The sequence below is a fragment of the Rahnella variigena genome (genome assembly GCF_003610915.1).
In the GTDB taxonomy this organism is placed as follows: domain Bacteria; phylum Pseudomonadota; class Gammaproteobacteria; order Enterobacterales; family Enterobacteriaceae; genus Rahnella; species Rahnella variigena.
Genome location: NZ_NSDJ01000001.1, coordinates 755,306 through 773,980 on the forward strand (window position 1 = coordinate 755,306; position 18,675 = coordinate 773,980).

The 18,675-nt window shown below is 49.7% G+C and carries 13 protein-coding genes, 1 tRNA gene and 3 rRNA genes; 13 read left to right on the top strand and 4 right to left on the bottom strand.

Translation table 11 applies throughout. The annotated features are described in order from the left end of the window. Positions 1-31 precede the first annotated feature (31 nt). Together rbsK and rbsR are read left to right on the top strand one after the other, a co-directional pair. Positions 32-961, top strand: a complete 930-nt coding sequence (gene rbsK, locus CKQ54_RS03500; protein WP_120163941.1) for a ribokinase — start codon at positions 32-34, stop codon at positions 959-961. After that, positions 962-1,972, top strand: coding sequence for a ribose operon transcriptional repressor RbsR (gene rbsR / locus CKQ54_RS03505; protein ID WP_120163940.1), 1,011 nt, complete (start codon positions 962-964; stop codon positions 1,970-1,972). Here the strand turns inward: rbsR and CKQ54_RS03510 are convergent. Then, positions 1,955-2,644, bottom strand: a complete 690-nt coding sequence (locus tag CKQ54_RS03510) for a FadR/GntR family transcriptional regulator (RefSeq protein WP_120163939.1) — start codon at positions 2,642-2,644, stop codon at positions 1,955-1,957. The two genes, rbsR and CKQ54_RS03510, sit on opposite strands and share 18 nt — an antisense overlap. Positions 2,645-3,188: 544 nt before the next feature. Here CKQ54_RS03510 and CKQ54_RS03515 point away from each other — a divergent pair. The 4 genes from CKQ54_RS03515 to rrf all read left to right on the top strand — a co-directional run bounded on the left by CKQ54_RS03515 (position 3,189) and on the right by rrf (position 8,316). Beyond that, a 16S ribosomal RNA gene (locus CKQ54_RS03515) occupies positions 3,189-4,731 on the top strand. A gap of 142 nt (positions 4,732-4,873) precedes the next feature. Beyond that, positions 4,874-4,949 (top strand) — tRNA-Glu (locus CKQ54_RS03520). 219 nt (positions 4,950-5,168) lie between these two features. Beyond that, positions 5,169-8,077, top strand: a 23S ribosomal RNA gene (locus CKQ54_RS03525). 123 nt (positions 8,078-8,200) lie between these two features. Next, a 5S ribosomal RNA gene (gene rrf / locus CKQ54_RS03530) occupies positions 8,201-8,316 on the top strand. The 16S, 23S and 5S rRNA genes sit together here with 1 tRNA gene alongside, the layout of an rRNA operon. An 82-nt stretch (positions 8,317-8,398) precedes the next feature. On the opposite strand, the gene mobB is transcribed toward rrf, so the two are convergent. Both mobB and mobA read right to left on the bottom strand, forming a co-directional pair. After that, the gene (mobB, locus tag CKQ54_RS03535; RefSeq protein WP_120163674.1) at positions 8,399-8,929 is read right to left on the bottom strand and encodes a molybdopterin-guanine dinucleotide biosynthesis protein MobB; all 531 of its coding nucleotides are present in this window, start codon (positions 8,927-8,929) and stop codon (positions 8,399-8,401) included. Beyond that, a complete protein-coding gene (mobA, locus tag CKQ54_RS03540; protein WP_120163675.1) occupies positions 8,926-9,513 on the bottom strand; it encodes a molybdenum cofactor guanylyltransferase MobA in 588 nt (195 codons plus the stop codon). Before mobA ends, mobB begins: the two co-directional genes overlap by 4 nt. A 152-nt stretch (positions 9,514-9,665) precedes the next feature. Between mobA and CKQ54_RS03545 the strand changes: the two genes are divergently transcribed. The 5 genes from CKQ54_RS03545 (at position 9,666) to spfP (ending at position 15,089) form a co-directional block, all read left to right on the top strand. Then, the gene (locus CKQ54_RS03545) at positions 9,666-9,935 is read left to right on the top strand and encodes a YihD family protein (RefSeq protein WP_112289281.1); all 270 of its coding nucleotides are present in this window, start codon (positions 9,666-9,668) and stop codon (positions 9,933-9,935) included. A 92-nt stretch (positions 9,936-10,027) separates the two neighbouring features. Further along, entirely contained in the window at positions 10,028-11,014 is a 987-nt protein-coding gene (locus CKQ54_RS03550) for a serine/threonine protein kinase (RefSeq protein WP_120163676.1), read from the top strand. A 46-nt stretch (positions 11,015-11,060) separates the two neighbouring features. Further along, positions 11,061-11,684, top strand: coding sequence for a thiol:disulfide interchange protein DsbA (gene dsbA / locus CKQ54_RS03555; protein ID WP_112289283.1), 624 nt, complete (start codon positions 11,061-11,063; stop codon positions 11,682-11,684). Between the two features lie 388 nt (positions 11,685-12,072). Continuing rightward, on the top strand, positions 12,073-14,877 hold the full coding sequence (gene polA, locus CKQ54_RS03560) for a DNA polymerase I (protein WP_120163677.1): 2,805 nt from the start codon (positions 12,073-12,075) through the stop codon (positions 14,875-14,877). A gap of 164 nt (positions 14,878-15,041) precedes the next feature. Continuing rightward, positions 15,042-15,089: a small protein SpfP gene (gene spfP / locus CKQ54_RS26160; RefSeq protein WP_071892919.1), complete on the top strand. Its 48-nt coding sequence runs from the start codon at positions 15,042-15,044 to the stop codon at positions 15,087-15,089. A 172-nt stretch (positions 15,090-15,261) separates the two neighbouring features. Here spfP and yihA read toward each other — a convergent pair whose 3' ends face one another. Continuing rightward, positions 15,262-15,912, bottom strand: a complete 651-nt coding sequence (yihA, locus tag CKQ54_RS03565) for a ribosome biogenesis GTP-binding protein YihA/YsxC (protein WP_112289285.1) — start codon at positions 15,910-15,912, stop codon at positions 15,262-15,264. A gap of 579 nt (positions 15,913-16,491) precedes the next feature. Between yihA and yihI the strand changes: the two genes are divergently transcribed. After that, complete coding sequence (gene yihI / locus CKQ54_RS03570; protein WP_112289286.1) at positions 16,492-17,043, top strand: Der GTPase-activating protein YihI; 552 nt, start codon at positions 16,492-16,494, stop codon at positions 17,041-17,043. 187 nt (positions 17,044-17,230) lie between these two features. Further along, positions 17,231-18,604: an oxygen-independent coproporphyrinogen III oxidase gene (gene hemN, locus CKQ54_RS03580; RefSeq protein ID WP_120163678.1), complete on the top strand. Its 1,374-nt coding sequence runs from the start codon at positions 17,231-17,233 to the stop codon at positions 18,602-18,604. Positions 18,605-18,675: the final 71 nt, after the last annotated feature.

The window sequence follows — 18,675 nt, forward strand, 5'->3', positions numbered from 1 at the left end:
GGGAGGCGCTATTTAACTCAGGGATCTCCACATGAAGACAGGCAAACTGGTGGTACTCGGCAGTATCAACGCTGACCACATTTTGAATATCAACCACTTCCCGCAACCGGGCGAAACGGTTATCGGTAAGCAATACACCGTAGCCTTTGGCGGTAAAGGGGCGAATCAGGCTGTTGCAGCTGGTCGCAGTGGCGCTGATATTTCTTTTATTGCCTGTGTGGGAGATGACGATATTGGCGAGCGCGTTCGTAAACAGCTGGCCAGTGATCATATTGATACGCAACCCATCGAAGCCATCAAAGACACAACCACCGGCGTAGCGCTGATTTTCGTGAATGCGGAAGGTGAGAATGTTATCGGTATCGATGCGGGGGCGAATAAAGCTGTGACGCCCGAATACCTTGATCGCTATAAACAGCAGGTCATTGGCGCATCAGCATTATTAATGCAGCTGGAATCGCCGCTCGAGACGGTGATTGCGGCGGCGAAGATTGCCAAAGACAACGGAACGCAGGTGATCCTCAATCCGGCTCCGGCCTGTGAATTGCCCGATGAATTGCTGGCGCGGGTGGATATGATCACCCCGAACGAAACCGAAGCTGAAAAGCTGACAGGAATTAAAGTCGATAATATTGAAGATGCCGCACGGGCCGCGAAAGCGCTGCACGACAAAGGCATCGCGACTGTCATCATTACGTTAGGCAGTAAAGGCGTCTGGCTGAGCGAGAACGGTGAAGGTAAGTTAGTGGCCGGATTCCGTGTAAAAGCCGTCGATACCATTGCGGCCGGCGATACGTTTAACGGCGCGCTGGTGACAGCATTGCTGGAAGGCAAACCAATGGACAGTGCGGTACGATTCGCACACGCGGCAGCGGCGATTGCAGTGACGCGTCCTGGTGCGCAACCTTCCGTGCCGTGGCGTAAAGAAATCGACGATTTTCTTGCACAACAGGAGGCCTGATTGGCCACCATGAAAGATGTCGCCCGCCTCGCGGGCGTTTCAACCTCGACAGTCTCCCATGTGATCAACAAGAATCGTTTTGTCAGTGAATCTATCGCTGACAAAGTGAATGCCGCCGTTGAACAACTCAATTACGCACCTTCCGCGTTAGCGCGCAGCCTGAAACTGAACCAGACACGTACTCTCGGCATGTTACTGACTGCCAGCAGTAACCCTTTTTATTCAGAAGTGGTGCGGGGTGTTGAGCGTAGTTGCTATGAGCGCGGATACAGTCTGATTTTGTGTAATACCGATAATGATGCAGAACGTATGAACCGTAGCCTCGAAACGTTGTTGCAAAAGCGGGTCGACGGGCTGCTTATCATGTGTACGGAAAATCACCGGCCTTCAAAAGAAGCGATCAGCCGTTATCCGTCATTACCGATTGTGATGATGGACTGGTCACCCTTTGATGGCGCCATTGATATCATTCAGGATAACGCCTTGCTAGGCGGGGAAATGGCGACAGAGTTTTTAATCCGTCAGGGTTACCAGCGTATTGCCTGTATTACCGGCCCGCTGGATAAAACTACCGCGCAGGAACGGCTGAGTGGATATCGTCAGGCTATGGATAAAGCAGGTCTGAAGATTTTGCCCGGTTATGAAGTGAGTGGTGATTTTGAATTTGAAGGCGGATTAGCCGCGATGCAGGAGTTGCTGGCGCTGCCCGAACCGCCTCATGCTGTTTTCGCTGGCAACGACGCAATGGCAGTTGGCGTTTATCAGGCGCTTTATCAGCGTGGATTACGTGTTCCCGATGATGTGGCGGTGATGGGCTACGATGACATCCAGCTGGCGCAATATATGATGCCGCCGCTGACCACCATTCATCAGCCCAAAGACTCGCTGGGCGAACTGGCCGTCGATGCTTTATTACATCGGTTGCAGGACCCGGATTCCGAGCCGCAAGTTTTAGTGCTCACGCCGGAACTGGTCGTGCGTGAGTCCGTCGGATCATACATCGGTAAGTAACAGCCTCTGGCATTCCAGAAGGGCGGTATTGGCGTCACCGGCAAGAATTGCATCCGTCAGCCGCTGGTGATGTTCCAGCTTAATCACTTCATTGCCGGTAATCGCCCGAAAATAGCTTTGATACACCGAACTGAACAAATTCGAGAAAGACGTAAGGAAGGGATTCTTCCCCGCCTCATAAATCAGCTGATGAAACTGGGTATCGACCGTTATCCAGCGTTCCCGATCAAAGCTGTTATGCAGCTGGCGCATTTCATACATATATAGAGAGAGCTGATGCTTTTGTTCTTCACTTGCAGAAAGTGCAGCTAGCGCACAAGCCTGCGGTTCGAGAGCCCGGCGTAGTACGATAAAATGCGCCATCACCTGATCGAAGTTTTCGCGTGTCATCCACCAGGTCAGTAATTCCTGATCGAGAAAATTCCAGCTCGATTGAGGCATTACCCGGGTACCAATCCGTGGACGGGGTAAAAGCATTCCTTTTGCGGTCAGTGTTTTTACTGCTTCACGTACCGCAGTCCGGCTGACGCCAAAAATCTCCCCTAACTCATTCTCACCAGGAAGGATTGCACCTTCCGGATACTCGCCAGACAAAACGCGTTGTGCAATTTTCTCTGCCAGCAGATAAGAAAGGTTGCGCTGAGCCGCTTGCTGATGGGCATTAAGTAACATGTAAGGTATTCCTGAATGTTTTTCTCTTATTATAAAGGAGAGTTTACTCCAGCCTCTGGTCTAAAACTGGTGTGTTTTACGCTGAAATAGGTCGCTATTTGTCCGTTTCGGGCGAAATTGTTTAATTTGCGAACGGTCAGTAAATTATTTGAAATTAGGGGTTGCGGCCTTCTGAGAACTCCCTATAATGCGCCTCCACTGACCGGGAACAACGACTCCTCTAACGAGAACCAAGTCGCCCAGTCAGGAAGATTCAACCCGGTGAAAACACCGCATCTTGTAAAAGAAAATGGTTGACTCTTCAGGGAGAAAGAGTATTATCTGCCTCCCACGTTGCTGAGTTAAGTCTCGCAACGTACGCTCTTTAACAATTTATCAGACAATCTGTGTGGGCACTCACAAGACGATATCAGCCACTTCGGTGGCAAAATATTTATTGACAGCAATGTCAAGTCTTAGAGTGACCAAGCAGTAATTCATTTAGTTGAATTATTACGAAGTAATCTCTGAGCACCGCTTAACTTGTTTAAGCAAATCGAACTTTTAATTGAAGAGTTTGATCATGGCTCAGATTGAACGCTGGCGGCAGGCCTAACACATGCAAGTCGAGCGGCAGCGGGAAGTAGCTTGCTACTTTGCCGGCGAGCGGCGGACGGGTGAGTAATGTCTGGGAAACTGCCTGATGGAGGGGGATAACTACTGGAAACGGTAGCTAATACCGCATGACCTCGCAAGAGCAAAGTGGGGGACCTTCGGGCCTCACGCCATCGGATGTGCCCAGATGGGATTAGCTAGTAGGTGAGGTAATGGCTCACCTAGGCGACGATCCCTAGCTGGTCTGAGAGGATGACCAGCCACACTGGAACTGAGACACGGTCCAGACTCCTACGGGAGGCAGCAGTGGGGAATATTGCACAATGGGCGCAAGCCTGATGCAGCCATGCCGCGTGTGTGAAGAAGGCCTTAGGGTTGTAAAGCACTTTCAGCGAGGAGGAAGGGTTCAGTGTTAATAGCACTGTACATTGACGTTACTCGCAGAAGAAGCACCGGCTAACTCCGTGCCAGCAGCCGCGGTAATACGGAGGGTGCAAGCGTTAATCGGAATTACTGGGCGTAAAGCGCACGCAGGCGGTTTGTTAAGTCAGATGTGAAATCCCCGAGCTTAACTTGGGAACTGCATTTGAAACTGGCAAGCTAGAGTCTTGTAGAGGGGGGTAGAATTCCAGGTGTAGCGGTGAAATGCGTAGAGATCTGGAGGAATACCGGTGGCGAAGGCGGCCCCCTGGACAAAGACTGACGCTCAGGTGCGAAAGCGTGGGGAGCAAACAGGATTAGATACCCTGGTAGTCCACGCTGTAAACGATGTCGACTTGGAGGTTGTGCCCTTGAGGCGTGGCTTCCGGAGCTAACGCGTTAAGTCGACCGCCTGGGGAGTACGGCCGCAAGGTTAAAACTCAAATGAATTGACGGGGGCCCGCACAAGCGGTGGAGCATGTGGTTTAATTCGATGCAACGCGAAGAACCTTACCTACTCTTGACATCCAGAGAATTCGCTAGAGATAGCTTAGTGCCTTCGGGAACTCTGAGACAGGTGCTGCATGGCTGTCGTCAGCTCGTGTTGTGAAATGTTGGGTTAAGTCCCGCAACGAGCGCAACCCTTATCCTTTGTTGCCAGCACGTAATGGTGGGAACTCAAAGGAGACTGCCGGTGATAAACCGGAGGAAGGTGGGGATGACGTCAAGTCATCATGGCCCTTACGAGTAGGGCTACACACGTGCTACAATGGCATATACAAAGAGAAGCGAACTCGCGAGAGCAAGCGGACCTCATAAAGTATGTCGTAGTCCGGATTGGAGTCTGCAACTCGACTCCATGAAGTCGGAATCGCTAGTAATCGTAGATCAGAATGCTACGGTGAATACGTTCCCGGGCCTTGTACACACCGCCCGTCACACCATGGGAGTGGGTTGCAAAAGAAGTAGGTAGCTTAACCTTCGGGAGGGCGCTTACCACTTTGTGATTCATGACTGGGGTGAAGTCGTAACAAGGTAACCGTAGGGGAACCTGCGGTTGGATCACCTCCTTACCTCAAGATACGCATTGTGCAGTGTCCACACAGATTGTCTGATGAAATTAATGAGCAAGAGCACCTGTTGATGCAGTAAGGGTAACCTTACGCTGATGCGAAAAGTGCCAAACCACTGTGTGGTCTGGTACGGAATTTTCGTGTCCCCATCGTCTAGAGGCCTAGGACACTGCCCTTTCACGGCTGTAACAGGGGTTCGAATCCCCTTGGGGACGCCACTCCGATAATGTGTGAAAGACATTATCAAATGAATATCTTAAAGATGACTTTAACAAGTCGTGTTTAAGATATTGCTCTTTAACAATCTGGAACAAGCTGAAAATTGAAAGTTTACAGCTGAACATCACTCTCCGTAGAAGTGCTGAGTGGTGGATTAGTCTGTAACAGAGTCTCTCAAATAATCGCAGCGCGACGGTGGAAACACCTTCGGGTTGTGAGGTTAAGCGACTAAGCGTACACGGTGGATGCCTAGGCAGTCAGAGGCGATGAAGGGCGTGCTAATCTGCGAAAAGCGTCGGTAAGGTGATATGAACCGTTACAACCGACGATACCCGAATGGGGAAACCCAGTGTGTTTCGACACATTATCATTACATGAATACATAGTGTAATGAGGCGAACCGGGGGAACTGAAACATCTAAGTACCCCGAGGAAAAGAAATCAACCGAGATTCCCCCAGTAGCGGCGAGCGAACGGGGAAGAGCCCAGAACCAGAATCAGCGTATGTGTTAGTGGAAGCGTCTGGAAAGTCGCACAGTATAGGGTGATAGTCCCGTACACAAAAATGCATATGTTGTGAGTTCGATGAGTAGGGCGGGACACGTGACATCCTGTCTGAATATGGGGGGACCATCCTCCAAGGCTAAATACTCCTGACTGACCGATAGTGAACCAGTACCGTGAGGGAAAGGCGAAAAGAACCCCGGCGAGGGGAGTGAAATAGAACCTGAAACCGTGTACGTACAAGCAGTGGGAGCCTACTTTGTTGGGTGACTGCGTACCTTTTGTATAATGGGTCAGCGACTTATATTTTGTAGCAAGGTTAACCGTATAGGGGAGCCGTAGGGAAACCGAGTCTTAACTGGGCGTCAAGTTGCAAGGTATAGACCCGAAACCCGGTGATCTAGCCATGGGCAGGTTGAAGGTTGGGTAACACTAACTGGAGGACCGAACCGACTAATGTTGAAAAATTAGCGGATGACTTGTGGCTGGGGGTGAAAGGCCAATCAAACCGGGAGATAGCTGGTTCTCCCCGAAAGCTATTTAGGTAGCGCCTCGTGAACTCATCTTCGGGGGTAGAGCACTGTTTCGACTAGGGGGCCATCCCGGCTTACCAACTCGATGCAAACTACGAATACCGAAGAATGTTATCACGGGAGACACACGGCGGGTGCTAACGTCCGTCGTGAAGAGGGAAACAACCCAGACCGCCAGCTAAGGTCCCAAAGTCATGGTTAAGTGGGAAACGATGTGGGAAGGCATAGACAGCCAGGATGTTGGCTTAGAAGCAGCCATCATTTAAAGAAAGCGTAATAGCTCACTGGTCGAGTCGGCCTGCGCGGAAGATGTAACGGGGCTAAACCATGCACCGAAGCTGCGGCAGCGACGCTTATGCGTTGTTGGGTAGGGGAGCGTTCTGTAAGCCGTCGAAGGTGAACTGTGAGGTTTGCTGGAGGTATCAGAAGTGCGAATGCTGACATAAGTAACGATAATGCGGGTGAAAAACCCGCACGCCGGAAGACCAAGGGTTCCTGTCCAACGTTAATCGGGGCAGGGTGAGTCGACCCCTAAGGCGAGGCTGAAAAGCGTAGTCGATGGGAAGCTGGTTAATATTCCAGCACTTGGTGTTACTGCGAAGGGGGGACGGAGAAGGCTAGGCTAGCCGGGCGACGGTTGTCCCGGTTCAAGCGTGTAGGGGGTGTGATTTGGTAAATCCGGTCGCATATTAACCCTGAGGCGTGATAACGAGCCACTACGGTGGTGAAGTAGTTGATGCCAAGCTTCCAGGAAAAGCCTCTAAGCTCCAGGTAACACGAAATCGTACCCCAAACCGACACAGGTGGTCAGGTAGAGAATACTCAGGCGCTTGAGAGAACTCGGGTGAAGGAACTAGGCAAAATGGTGCCGTAACTTCGGGAGAAGGCACGCTGGCGCGTAGGTGAAGGGACTTGCTCCCGGAGCTGAAGCCAGTCGAAGATACCAGCTGGCTGCAACTGTTTAATAAAAACACAGCACTGTGCAAACACGAAAGTGGACGTATACGGTGTGACGCCTGCCCGGTGCCGGAAGGTTAATTGATGGGGTTATCCGCAAGGAGAAGCTCTTGATCGAAGCCCCGGTAAACGGCGGCCGTAACTATAACGGTCCTAAGGTAGCGAAATTCCTTGTCGGGTAAGTTCCGACCTGCACGAATGGCGTAATGATGGCCAGGCTGTCTCCACCCGAGACTCAGTGAAATTGAACTCGCTGTGAAGATGCAGTGTACCCGCGGCAAGACGGAAAGACCCCGTGAACCTTTACTATAGCTTGACACTGAACATTGAGCCTTGATGTGTAGGATAGGTGGGAGGCTTTGAAGCGTGGACGCCAGTCTGCGTGGAGCCAACCTTGAAATACCACCCTTTAATGTTTGATGTTCTAACTCGGCCCCGTGATCCGGGGTGAGGACAGTGTCTGGTGGGTAGTTTGACTGGGGCGGTCTCCTCCTAAAGAGTAACGGAGGAGCACGAAGGTTAGCTAATCACGGTCGGACATCGTGAGGTTAGTGCAATGGCATAAGCTAGCTTGACTGCGAGAGTGACGGCTCGAGCAGGTACGAAAGTAGGTCATAGTGATCCGGTGGTTCTGAATGGAAGGGCCATCGCTCAACGGATAAAAGGTACTCCGGGGATAACAGGCTGATACCGCCCAAGAGTTCATATCGACGGCGGTGTTTGGCACCTCGATGTCGGCTCATCACATCCTGGGGCTGAAGTAGGTCCCAAGGGTATGGCTGTTCGCCATTTAAAGTGGTACGCGAGCTGGGTTTAGAACGTCGTGAGACAGTTCGGTCCCTATCTGCCGTGGGCGTTGGAAGATTGAGAGGGGCTGCTCCTAGTACGAGAGGACCGGAGTGGACGCATCACTGGTGTTCGGGTTGTCATGCCAATGGCATTGCCCGGTAGCTAAATGCGGAAAAGATAAGCGCTGAAAGCATCTAAGCGCGAAACTTGCCTCGAGATGAGTCTTCCCTGTGGCTTTAAGCCACCTGAAGGGACGTTTAAGACTAAGACGTTGATAGGCTGGGTGTGTAAGTGCAGCGATGCATTGAGCTAACCAGTACTAATGACCCGAGAGGCTTAACCTTACAACACCAAAGGTGTTTTTAGAGACTTGAAGTAGATTTTCAGCTGAATGTTCCGAGATTGGTTCGTATGGCGGAGTGTGTGAGAAATCATGACATGATGCGGTATGGATGAAACAGAATTTGCCTGGCGGCAGTAGCGCGGTGGTCCCACCTGACCCCATGCCGAACTCAGAAGTGAAACGCCGTAGCGCCGATGGTAGTGTGGGGTCTCCCCATGCGAGAGTAGGGAACTGCCAGGCATCAAATAAGTGGAAAGCCCTGTACTGACGTACAGGGCTTTTTGCTATGTGAGATTTAGGAAAATAAAAGAGGGCAGAACCTCTAGTTTTGCTGACTTTCCAGCCACTGAACAACAAATTCCCCCACTTTATCTACCTCATTTATATTCAGGATGTTGATCACCTGCCTAACAGGCGCGAACAGATCATTAGTTGCGACTGCAACAACGTGAATATCAATCAGACTCTCCAGTGACTTTCCCGTTTCCTTCCTGTGCAGCACGATTTTATCGATATCTTCATGTTTAAATCCCTCAACCAAAATCATATCAAGATTACTACTGTCGAAACGCGTTGCCAGATACTCAAGACTGAAGTCGTCATGCCCGGGTGTTTCAGTCATCAGCGCCCACCGGCTATTGCTGGCAACCATTGTCTGGTCTGCGCCAGCTTTGCGTAGCTCGAAACTGTCTTTCCCCGGCGTATCTACATCAATATCATGATGGGTATGTTTTATCAGACCCGTCCGGATACCACGCTGACGAAGCCAGGGGATGAGTTGTTTCAGCAGCGTTGTTTTTCCTGTACCGCTATAAGCGACGATCCCAAGTAATGGGATTGGTTTGTTTATCATCTTGAGGGATCCTGATTGCGGGTTTTCCAAAGCGCCACATCTTCAGGCGTATTAAGATTGAAAAACGCAGCGGACTCACTGAACAGCACCGAGTTTGCTCCGATATTATGAAGGAAAATCATGAGCTTCCTGTCGCCGTTTTCCAGGTACGACGTCAGTGCCGGTAACAGACTCCGGTTTAACAGGCAAAGCGTTGGATGCTCACGCTCCGGATCACGCACATAAGCTGCTTTCTGCCCTGATAGCCCGGCAAATAATCTTTCACTCAGGTCGATGGGAAAATCTGGCACGTCGCAGGGAACGAAGAGTATCCATTCGGTTTTACTCACTGATAACGCAGCAAGCATACCGGCGAGTGGCCCCGAGAAATTCTGTTTGATGTCCGGGACGGTCTGGTTATTTCTGCCATAGCGTTCAGAATTCTGATTACAGCTGATCAGAATTTCTCCGACTTGGGGATGTAATCTTTGGGCGATATGTTCAAATAAAGGCTGACCATTAATATCAATCAGCCCTTTCTCTTCGCCCATCCTGCTCGACCGACCGCCTGCTAAAATAACGCCAGTGATGTTACTGCGATCCATAATATCCGCCTTTCAGAACCTCATTATTACCGTCATTGTAACGCCTTAATTTATACCGGGCAGGTTAAACTTTTTTACAGTGAGCTTGTACTTTCCCTGACGAAATAACCCTGTTATTTTTAAGGTCTGAAAACAAGTGGAGAAGGATTATCATGAAAGAACATCGCGTAAACGAGCTGATCGAACTGCTGCATCCGGCATGGAAAGAGGATTGCGATCTGAACCTGATGGAGTTCATCCAGAAGCTGGCCACAGAATGTGGATACCAGGGGACATTAGGCGAACTCAGTGATGACACATTGATTTATCACCTGAAAATGCGTGGTACTGACAGCACGACTGAAATCCCGGGTTTAAAGAAAGACTATGAGGATGACTTTAAAACTGCACTTTTACGTGCCCGTGGCGTGATTAAGGATTGATGTAAACTTATGTGAACTTCATGCGAACCGCCAAAAATAGATGATACTATTTCCCATTGTCATTTTTCTGTGCGGCCAATCCGAATGAAGTTATGAACAATTCAGCTTTTAATTTTCAGGCATTGTCGCCGGATCTTATCCTTGATGCGTTAGAGAGTGTCGGTCTTATTGCTGAGTCCGGCCTCACTGCATTAAACAGTTATGAAAACCGCGTTTACCAGTTTCTTAGTGAAGACAGAAAACGCTATGTGGTGAAGTTTTACCGTCCTGAGCGATGGACCGAAGAACAAATCCACGAAGAGCATCAGTTTTCACTTGATATGGCTGATGCAGAAATTCCTGCTGTTGCCCCTCTTTCTATCAACGAAAACACATTGCACCACTACCAGGGATATATGTTTACCGTATTTCCCAGCGTGGGTGGTCGTCAGTATGAAATCGATAATCTCGATCAGCTGGAGTGGGTAGGACGTTTTCTTGGGCGCATTCATCAGGTGGGCAGTGAAAGCCTGTTTACCGCACGGCCAACTATCGGACTTGATGAATATCTCGTCCGGCCGCGCGAAGTTCTCGCGCAATGTCCGCTGATCCCCAAGAGTTTGCGTGAACCCTTCTTATCCGCAACAGACCAGCTGATTCGCACTACGGGCGATTATTGGCATACTGACTGGCAACCTCTACGCTTACATGGCGATTGCCACCCAGGGAATATTCTCTGGCGTGACGGGCCATTGTTTGTCGATATGGATGATGCCCGTAATGGTCCGGCAATTCAGGATCTCTGGATGCTGTTGCATGGGGATCAAAGTGAGCAAAGGCTCCAGTTAGATATCTTGCTGGAAGCTTACGGAGAGTTTGCTGATTTAGATACGCGCGAACTCTCTTTGATTGAACCGCTGCGGGCTATGCGTATGGTTTATTATCTGGCCTGGGTTGCCCGTCGCTGGGAGGATCCTGCATTTCCTAAGAGTTTCCCCTGGATGCAGGATGAAGATTTCTGGCGTAGTCAGATAGCGGCGTTTACTGAGCAAGTTAAGAAATTACAGGCACCTCCTTTACAGCTGATGCCAATGTATTAAGTCATGATTAATGTTCGAAGTTTAATTAAATGGAGATAGGCTTTATATGAAAAAGATATTCCTGGCACTGGTTGGTATGGTTATGGCCTTCAGTGTGTCTGCCGCGCAGTTTTCTGATGGCGCACAGTACGTTACTTTAGATAAAACCGTTGCTAATGAGCCACAGGTACTCGAGTTCTTCTCATTTTATTGCCCGCACTGCTACCAGTTTGAACAAGTCTGGCATGTCTCTGACAACATCCGCAAGAACCTGCCTAAAGATGTTAAATATGCCAAATATCACGTCGAATTCCTGGGGCCATTGGGTAAACAATTAACTCAAGCCTGGGCTGTTGCGATTGCCCTGGGTGTGGAAGACAAAGTGAGTCCGCTGATGTTTGATGCTGTGCAGAAACAGCAATCCATTCAGAATGCTGATGATATCCGTAAAGTCTTTATTCAGGCGGGTGTGAAAGGCGAGGATTACGATGCTGCACTTAACAGCTTTGTTGTGAAATCTCTGGTTGTTCAACAAGAGAAAGCCGCTGCTGACCTGGGTCTGCAAGGCGTTCCTTCCGTATTTGTGAACGGCAAATATATGGTTAAAAATGACGGACTTGATACCAGCTCAATGGATATGTACGTCAAACAATATTCTGATGTGATCAACTTCTTAGCGACCAAAAAATAAGAATTTCTGATCTCAACGCCAGCTTTCGGGCTGGCGTTATATTTTCGAAGAAATGAGAAAAAGGAAATGTTTGCAGGCGTGAATATAAAAAATATCCCGCAGAAAGTTTTCCAGTAAATATTACTATCCACAATAGCTATTAAGCTTCTATTACATCAATATTTCATTAAGCAATCCTATAACCTGATGAAACACGTAGCTAAAATCCTGATATGTTTTCGGATTAACCCTCCGAATTAATTTCCTGTTAAAACTATTCACAAAGTTATCCACAGGATGATCCTTCGAGATCCCCCGCAACTTCGTAATGAATTTCCTTCTCAAGGTTCGTCTTTCCTGCTGGCTATGGCATCCTTAGAGCATGTCTGATCACGAATAAAGAAGAGTTATGGCCCAGATAGCAGAAAACCCATTAATCCTGGTGGACGGTTCGTCCTACCTTTATCGCGCTTATCATGCGTTCCCTCCGCTGACCAACTCTGCGGGTGAACCGACCGGCGCGATGTACGGTGTGCTGAATATGTTGCGCAGTCTTTTGCTGCAATACACACCAAGCCATGTTGCGGTGGTTTTTGACGCGAAAGGCAAAACCTTCCGTGATGAGCTTTTCGAACAATATAAATCCCATCGTCCTCCGATGCCGGATGATCTGCGTTCTCAAATTGAGCCGCTTCATCAAATGGTGAAAGCGATGGGGTTGCCATTACTGGTGGTTTCCGGCGTAGAGGCGGACGACGTGATCGGTACGTTAGCACTCGAAGCAGAACAGGCTGGTCATGCGGTTCTGATCAGCACCGGCGATAAAGATATGGCTCAGCTGGTGACGCCGGGTGTCACTTTGATCAACACCATGAACAATGCGATTCTGGGGCCAGATGAAGTTGTCGAGAAATACGGTGTGCCGCCTGAACTGATCATCGATTTCCTCGCCCTGATGGGTGACTCCTCGGACAACATTCCGGGCGTACCGGGCGTTGGTGAGAAAACGGCACAGGCACTGTTACAAGGCATTGGTGGCCTTGATGCGTTATATGCCGATCTGGATAAAGTATCGACACTCAGTTTCCGTGGTTCAAAAACCATGGCGGCAAAACTGGCAGATAATAAAGAAGTTGCCTACCTCTCTTATCAGCTGGCGACCATTAAAACTGACGTTAAGCTGGATCTCACTTGTGCTGAGCTGACGGTTTCAGAACCCGATGCCGATGAACTTCACAAGTTATTTGGCCGCTATGAATTCAAGCGCTGGCTGGCAGATGTTGAATCCGGCACCTGGCTGAGCGCCAAAAAATCGGCAGGTAAAGCGTCGGCAGCAGCGAAGAAAGGTGCTCCGGCAGAAGAAACGACGTCAGTATCCGCTGTTGAACCAAACCAGCTCTCGCAGGAGGGATATGTCACCATTCTGGATCAGGCGACTCTTGATGAGTGGATCGGTTATCTGAAAGCATCCAATGTTTTCGCTTTCGATACCGAAACGGATGGTCTGGATACCCTGACTGCCAATCTGATCGGCTTATCTTTCGCCACAGAAGCGGGTAAAGCGGCTTATCTTCCTGTGGCACATGACTATCTGGATGCACCGGCGCAGCTGGACCGCGATGATGTGCTGAAACAACTCAAGCCGTTACTCGAAGATGAAAAGCAGCTGAAAGTCGGGCAGAACCTCAAATTCGACCGCGGTGTTTTACTGCGTTATGACATCGAAATGAAAGGTATCGCCTTCGACACCATGCTTGAATCTTACGTGCTCGATAGCGTATCTGGCCGCCATGACATGGACAGTTTGGCAGACCGTTATCTCGGCCATAAAACCGTGGGCTTTGAAGAAATTGCGGGTAAAGGTAAGAACCAGCTAACCTTCAACCAGATAGCCCTTGAGCAGGCAGCGCCTTACGCGGCAGAAGATGCCGATGTTACATTGCAATTGCATCAGGCACTCTGGCCACGCATTCAGGAAAGCGAATCCCTGACCAAAGTGTTCACGGATATTGAAATGCCGCTAGTTCCTGTTCTTTCTCATATCGAGCGTACCGGGGTTCTGATTGATCAGAACATCCTCGCAGCTCACTCGAAAGAGCTGGCAATTCGACTGAATGAGCTGGAAAACAAAGCGCATGAACTGGCTGAAGAGCCTTTCAACCTCTCTTCGACCAAACAGTTGCAGGCTATTTTGTATGAAAAACAAAAACTGCCAATCCTGAAGAAAACTCCGGGTGGTGCGCCATCAACTAACGAAGAAGTTCTGGCTGAACTGGCGCTGGATTATCCGTTGCCGAAAGTGATTCTGGAATATCGTGGTCTGGCAAAACTGAAATCGACTTACACCGATAAACTGCCATTGATGATCAACCCGCAGTCTGGCCGCGTTCATACGTCCTACCATCAGGCCGTGACCGCGACGGGGCGTCTGTCTTCCAGCGATCCCAACCTGCAAAACATTCCGGTGCGTAATGATGAAGGGCGCCGTATCCGTCAGGCGTTTATTGCGCCAAAAGACTACATCATTCTGGCGGCCGACTATTCGCAGATTGAACTGCGCATCATGGCACATTTATCGAAAGATGAAGGCTTGCTGAAAGCTTTTGCTGAAGGCCAGGATATTCACCGCGCGACCGCCGCAGAAGTTTTCGGCACACCGCTGGAGAAAGTATCTGGTGAACAGCGTCGCAGCGCTAAAGCGATTAACTTTGGTCTGATTTACGGCATGAGCGCCTTTGGCTTATCGCGTCAGCTCAATATTCCACGCAAAGAATCCCAGCGTTATATGGATTTGTACTTCGAGCGTTATCCGGGCGTGCTGGAATATATGGAGCGTACCCGCACTCAGGCTTCTGAGCAGGGTTACGTTGAAACGCTCGATGGTCGCCGTCTGTATCTGCCGGACATCAAATCCAGCAACGCGATGCGCCGTAAAGGTGCCGAGCGTGCCGCGATCAACGCCCCGATGCAGGGTACTGCGGCTGACATTATCAAACGCGCCATGATCAGCGTCGATGCCTGGCTGAAACAGTCAGATGCTCCGCGTGCCCGCATTATCATGCAGGTACACGATGAACTGGTGTTTGAAGTGCATAAAGATGATGTTGCTGCAGCGAGTGAAAAAATTCGCAACCTGATGGAAGCCAGTATGACACTGGCGGTTCCGTTGAAAGTGGATGTCGGTACTGGCGAGAACTGGGATCAGGCTCACTAAGTGGATAGTAATTAAGCTTTTTTTGTAATTAAGCTACAGGATTATGTGCTCAGACCATGAAGGTGATCGCATAATCCACGATTTTTGTGTAAGTAAACTACAAAAAGTTCTTTTTCCCCGTCATGAAATAGGGTAAAGTTTCTCTCGTAGGGTACAGAGGTAAGATGTTCTATCTTTCAGACCTTTTACTTCACGTAATCGGATTTGGCTGAATATTTTAGCCGCCCCAGGCATTTATGTCTGGGGCGTTTTTTATTGGATTTTTCACAGGGTTACGCCTATCTTCTGACTACCAGTGATAAAAATCCGGCCCATAAAAAAGGGCAGCCTGTTGGCTACCCTGATATGTTCTTTACTTACAGACTTCTTCGTTTAAGCCGAGATTTACTCGCCTTCGTCAAAAAGCTCTTCTTCCAGCACTTCGGGTGGGATTTCGCTGAACCAGGTGTTCAGTTTGTCACTCAGTTTATCGACGCCCATTTTCTTCGGGGAAGAGAAGGCTTCCACCTGAATATCGCCCATGAATTCTTTCACGGCTTCGCGGACCATTTTGATCTGCGCCTGACGCGCGCCGGATGCCAGTTTGTCGGCTTTCGTCAGCAGCAACATCACCGGCGTACCCACATCGACAGCCCATTGAATCATCTGCTGATCGAGATCTTTCAGCGGATGACGGATATCCATCAACACCACCAGACCTTTCAGCGAGTTGCGCATTTGCAGATATTCGCCCAGCGCGCGCTGCCATTTACGCTTCATTTCTTCCGGTACTTCCGCGTAACCATAACCCGGCAAGTCGACCAGACGGATGCCCGGCTTCACTTCAAACAGGTTGATGAGCTGAGTACGGCCAGGCGTTTTACTGGTACGTGCGAGGCTTTTCTGCTGCGTCAGAGTATTCAGTGCGCTGGATTTGCCGGCGTTTGAACGACCAGCAAATGCGACTTCAATGCCTGCGTCAGATGGCAAATGCCGGATATCCGGGGCGCTCATGACGAAATGGGTCATATGATAGTTGTAAGTTTGGCTGGTCAAAGCGTGCGTCTCCGTGAGGCATGAGTATCTGGCTGGCGATTATAACTGCAACAGAGCCGAGATGCGTTCGTGTTTTTAAAATCCGAATGATGAGGCGAAGGGACCACAGAGATGAAGGCGGGGGAAATTGCCTTCATGATGTAAGACATTTGCTATTCATGATGCGGGTTATTTCGCTTGTTTTGTCGCCGAAATTTTTAATATTGTGCAATTTCAATAAGATAAAATTTATATCGTTATGAAACCGACAAGACGGCTGGCGGGTATCTTGAGCCTTTGTGCCAGTCGGGTAAAGTATTTCTTACGCGGTGAAGGCGAGAACGGAAACAAGGACGAATATTGCATTCAGGGATCACGGGAAATGCATCGCGATTTAAGGACAAACGGAGCCGGAGGCTCTGAAAGGCAAAGGAAAAACCGGGACGTTGACGCTATACAGGGAAAGTGTTTGAGGAATATCCTTCTTCTGAAGGAAAGAAAAAGGCAGCAAGGTTAACTTGCTGCCTTTTTTCTTTGTCCGCTTTCTGCTAGATTCCGCCGCAAATCTATACTAAATGTACACACCTAAGAGCAGATGCCATGAAACAGCCAGCGAAAGCCCCGCGCGCCAATACCGCGACAGCTAAAACGAAGAAGAAAAGTCGTGTAGAGCTTGATATCGAAGCGCGCGAACGCAAGCGTGACAATAAGCGTCGTGGCCATAAAGCAGGCTCACGCGCAAATCCGGACGCTGCCCAGAATCAAAGCGGCGCAGGCGCTAAAAAGACCGATCCGCGTATCGGCAGTAAAAAAGCGGTGCCATTGATCGTGGAAACCGTCACCAACAATGCAGCGAAAGCGAAGAAAGCCGCTCAGCCGAAGCCAGAGGCAAAACCAAAAATGTCTCCGCAGGAAGAACTGACATTACTGGAAAACGATGAGCGTCTGGATTCATTGCTTGATCTTATCGACGACGGCAAAGCGCTGAGTGCAGAAGATCAGGCTTATGTTGACCAGACTCTGGATCGTATTGATGTTCTGATGGAAATTCTCGGTATCGAACTCGGCGACGATGAAGATGACGAAGAAGAAGAGAAGAACGAAGATATGATGCAGTTGCTCAAACGCGGGAATCCAAAAGAAGGTTTCTAAGCGATGCGCTGGGTCATTCCGGCAATAGCCTTACTCTTTGCATGTTATCTCCTTTGGTTATTCGGTAAACTACGACGGTTATCGAAAACCAAAGCACGTTTGCGCAGAGCGACCTTTGTAAGGCAGGCCAAAAGCCTGCCTGTAAGGGAAACCGGCAGCATCCGACGCCGGAAGGAGTAAGTCACCCATGTCAGAACAGACAACCGTCTGGGATTTAGCGCTGATCCAGAAGTACAACTATTCAGGTCCGCGATACACATCCTATCCAACAGCACTCGAATTCAGCGAAAGCTACGACGATGCGGCTTTTAATCAAGCGGCTGTCCGTTACCCTGAGCGCTCCCTTTCTCTGTATGTGCATATCCCTTTCTGCCATAAGCTCTGCTATTTCTGCGGCTGCAATAAACTGGTAACCCGTCAGCAGCATAAAGCCGAAGAATATCTCGACGTACTTGAGAAAGAGATAAGTCACCGTGCGCCGCTCTTTAAGGGCCGTCAGGTCAGTCAGTTGCATTGGGGCGGTGGTACTCCGACTTACCTCGATAAAGCGCAGATAAGCCGTCTGATGGGCCTTCTGCGGGCACACTTTGATATTCTCCCCGATGCAGAAATATCACTGGAAGTGGATCCCCGCGAAATCGAGCTGAATGTGCTCGACCATCTGCGCAGCGAAGGCTTTAATCGGCTGAGCATGGGCGTGCAGGATTTCAATAAAGAAGTGCAGCGTCTGGTGAATCGCGAGCAGGATGAAGATTTCATCTTTGCGCTGATTGAACGCGCCAGAGCGCTGGGTTTCAATTCCACCAACATCGACCTGATTTACGGCCTGCCGAAGCAAACGGCGGAAAGTTTTGCGTATACGCTGCAACGCGTGGCAGAGCTGAACCCGGATCGCCTGAGCGTGTTCAATTACGCCCACATGCCAAAACTGTTTGCCGCTCAGCGTAAAATAAAAGACGCTGATTTGCCGGGCGCAGAAGAGAAATTGAAAATTCTGCAGGAAACCATTGCCTCGCTGACCGCCTCCGGTTACCGCTTTATCGGCATGGATCACTTTGCGCGTCCTGATGACGAACTGGCGATTGCCCAACGTGAAGGCAAGCTGCACCGTAATTTCCAGGGATATACCACGCAGGGCGACAGTGATTTACTGGGAATGGGCGTGTCAGCCATCAGCATGCTGGGCGATACTTACGCGCAGAACGAGAAAGACCTCAAAACGTATTACGCCAGAGTAGAACAGCAGGGGAATGCGTTATGGCGTGGTCTGGAAATGACGGATGATGATTGCCTGCGTCGCGATGTCATTAAATCGCTGATCTGCCATTTCGAGCTGAGCTTTGCGGATATGGAAGAGCGCTATGGCATCCGCTTTACAGACTATTTTTCCGATGATCTGGCGCTGCTGAAACCGCTGGTTGAAGACGGGCTGGTTGAGGTGAGCGAGACGCATATTCAGGTAACGCCACGCGGGCGTTTGCTTATCCGCAACATCTGCATGTGCTTTGATATTTATCTGCGCCGTCAGGTACGTCAGCAGCAATTCTCCCGCGTGATCTGATTTCTTTGCTATCAACAAAAACAGCCGCATAAGCGGCTGTTTTGCTTTCTGGCACAGGGCTTTTATTTCAG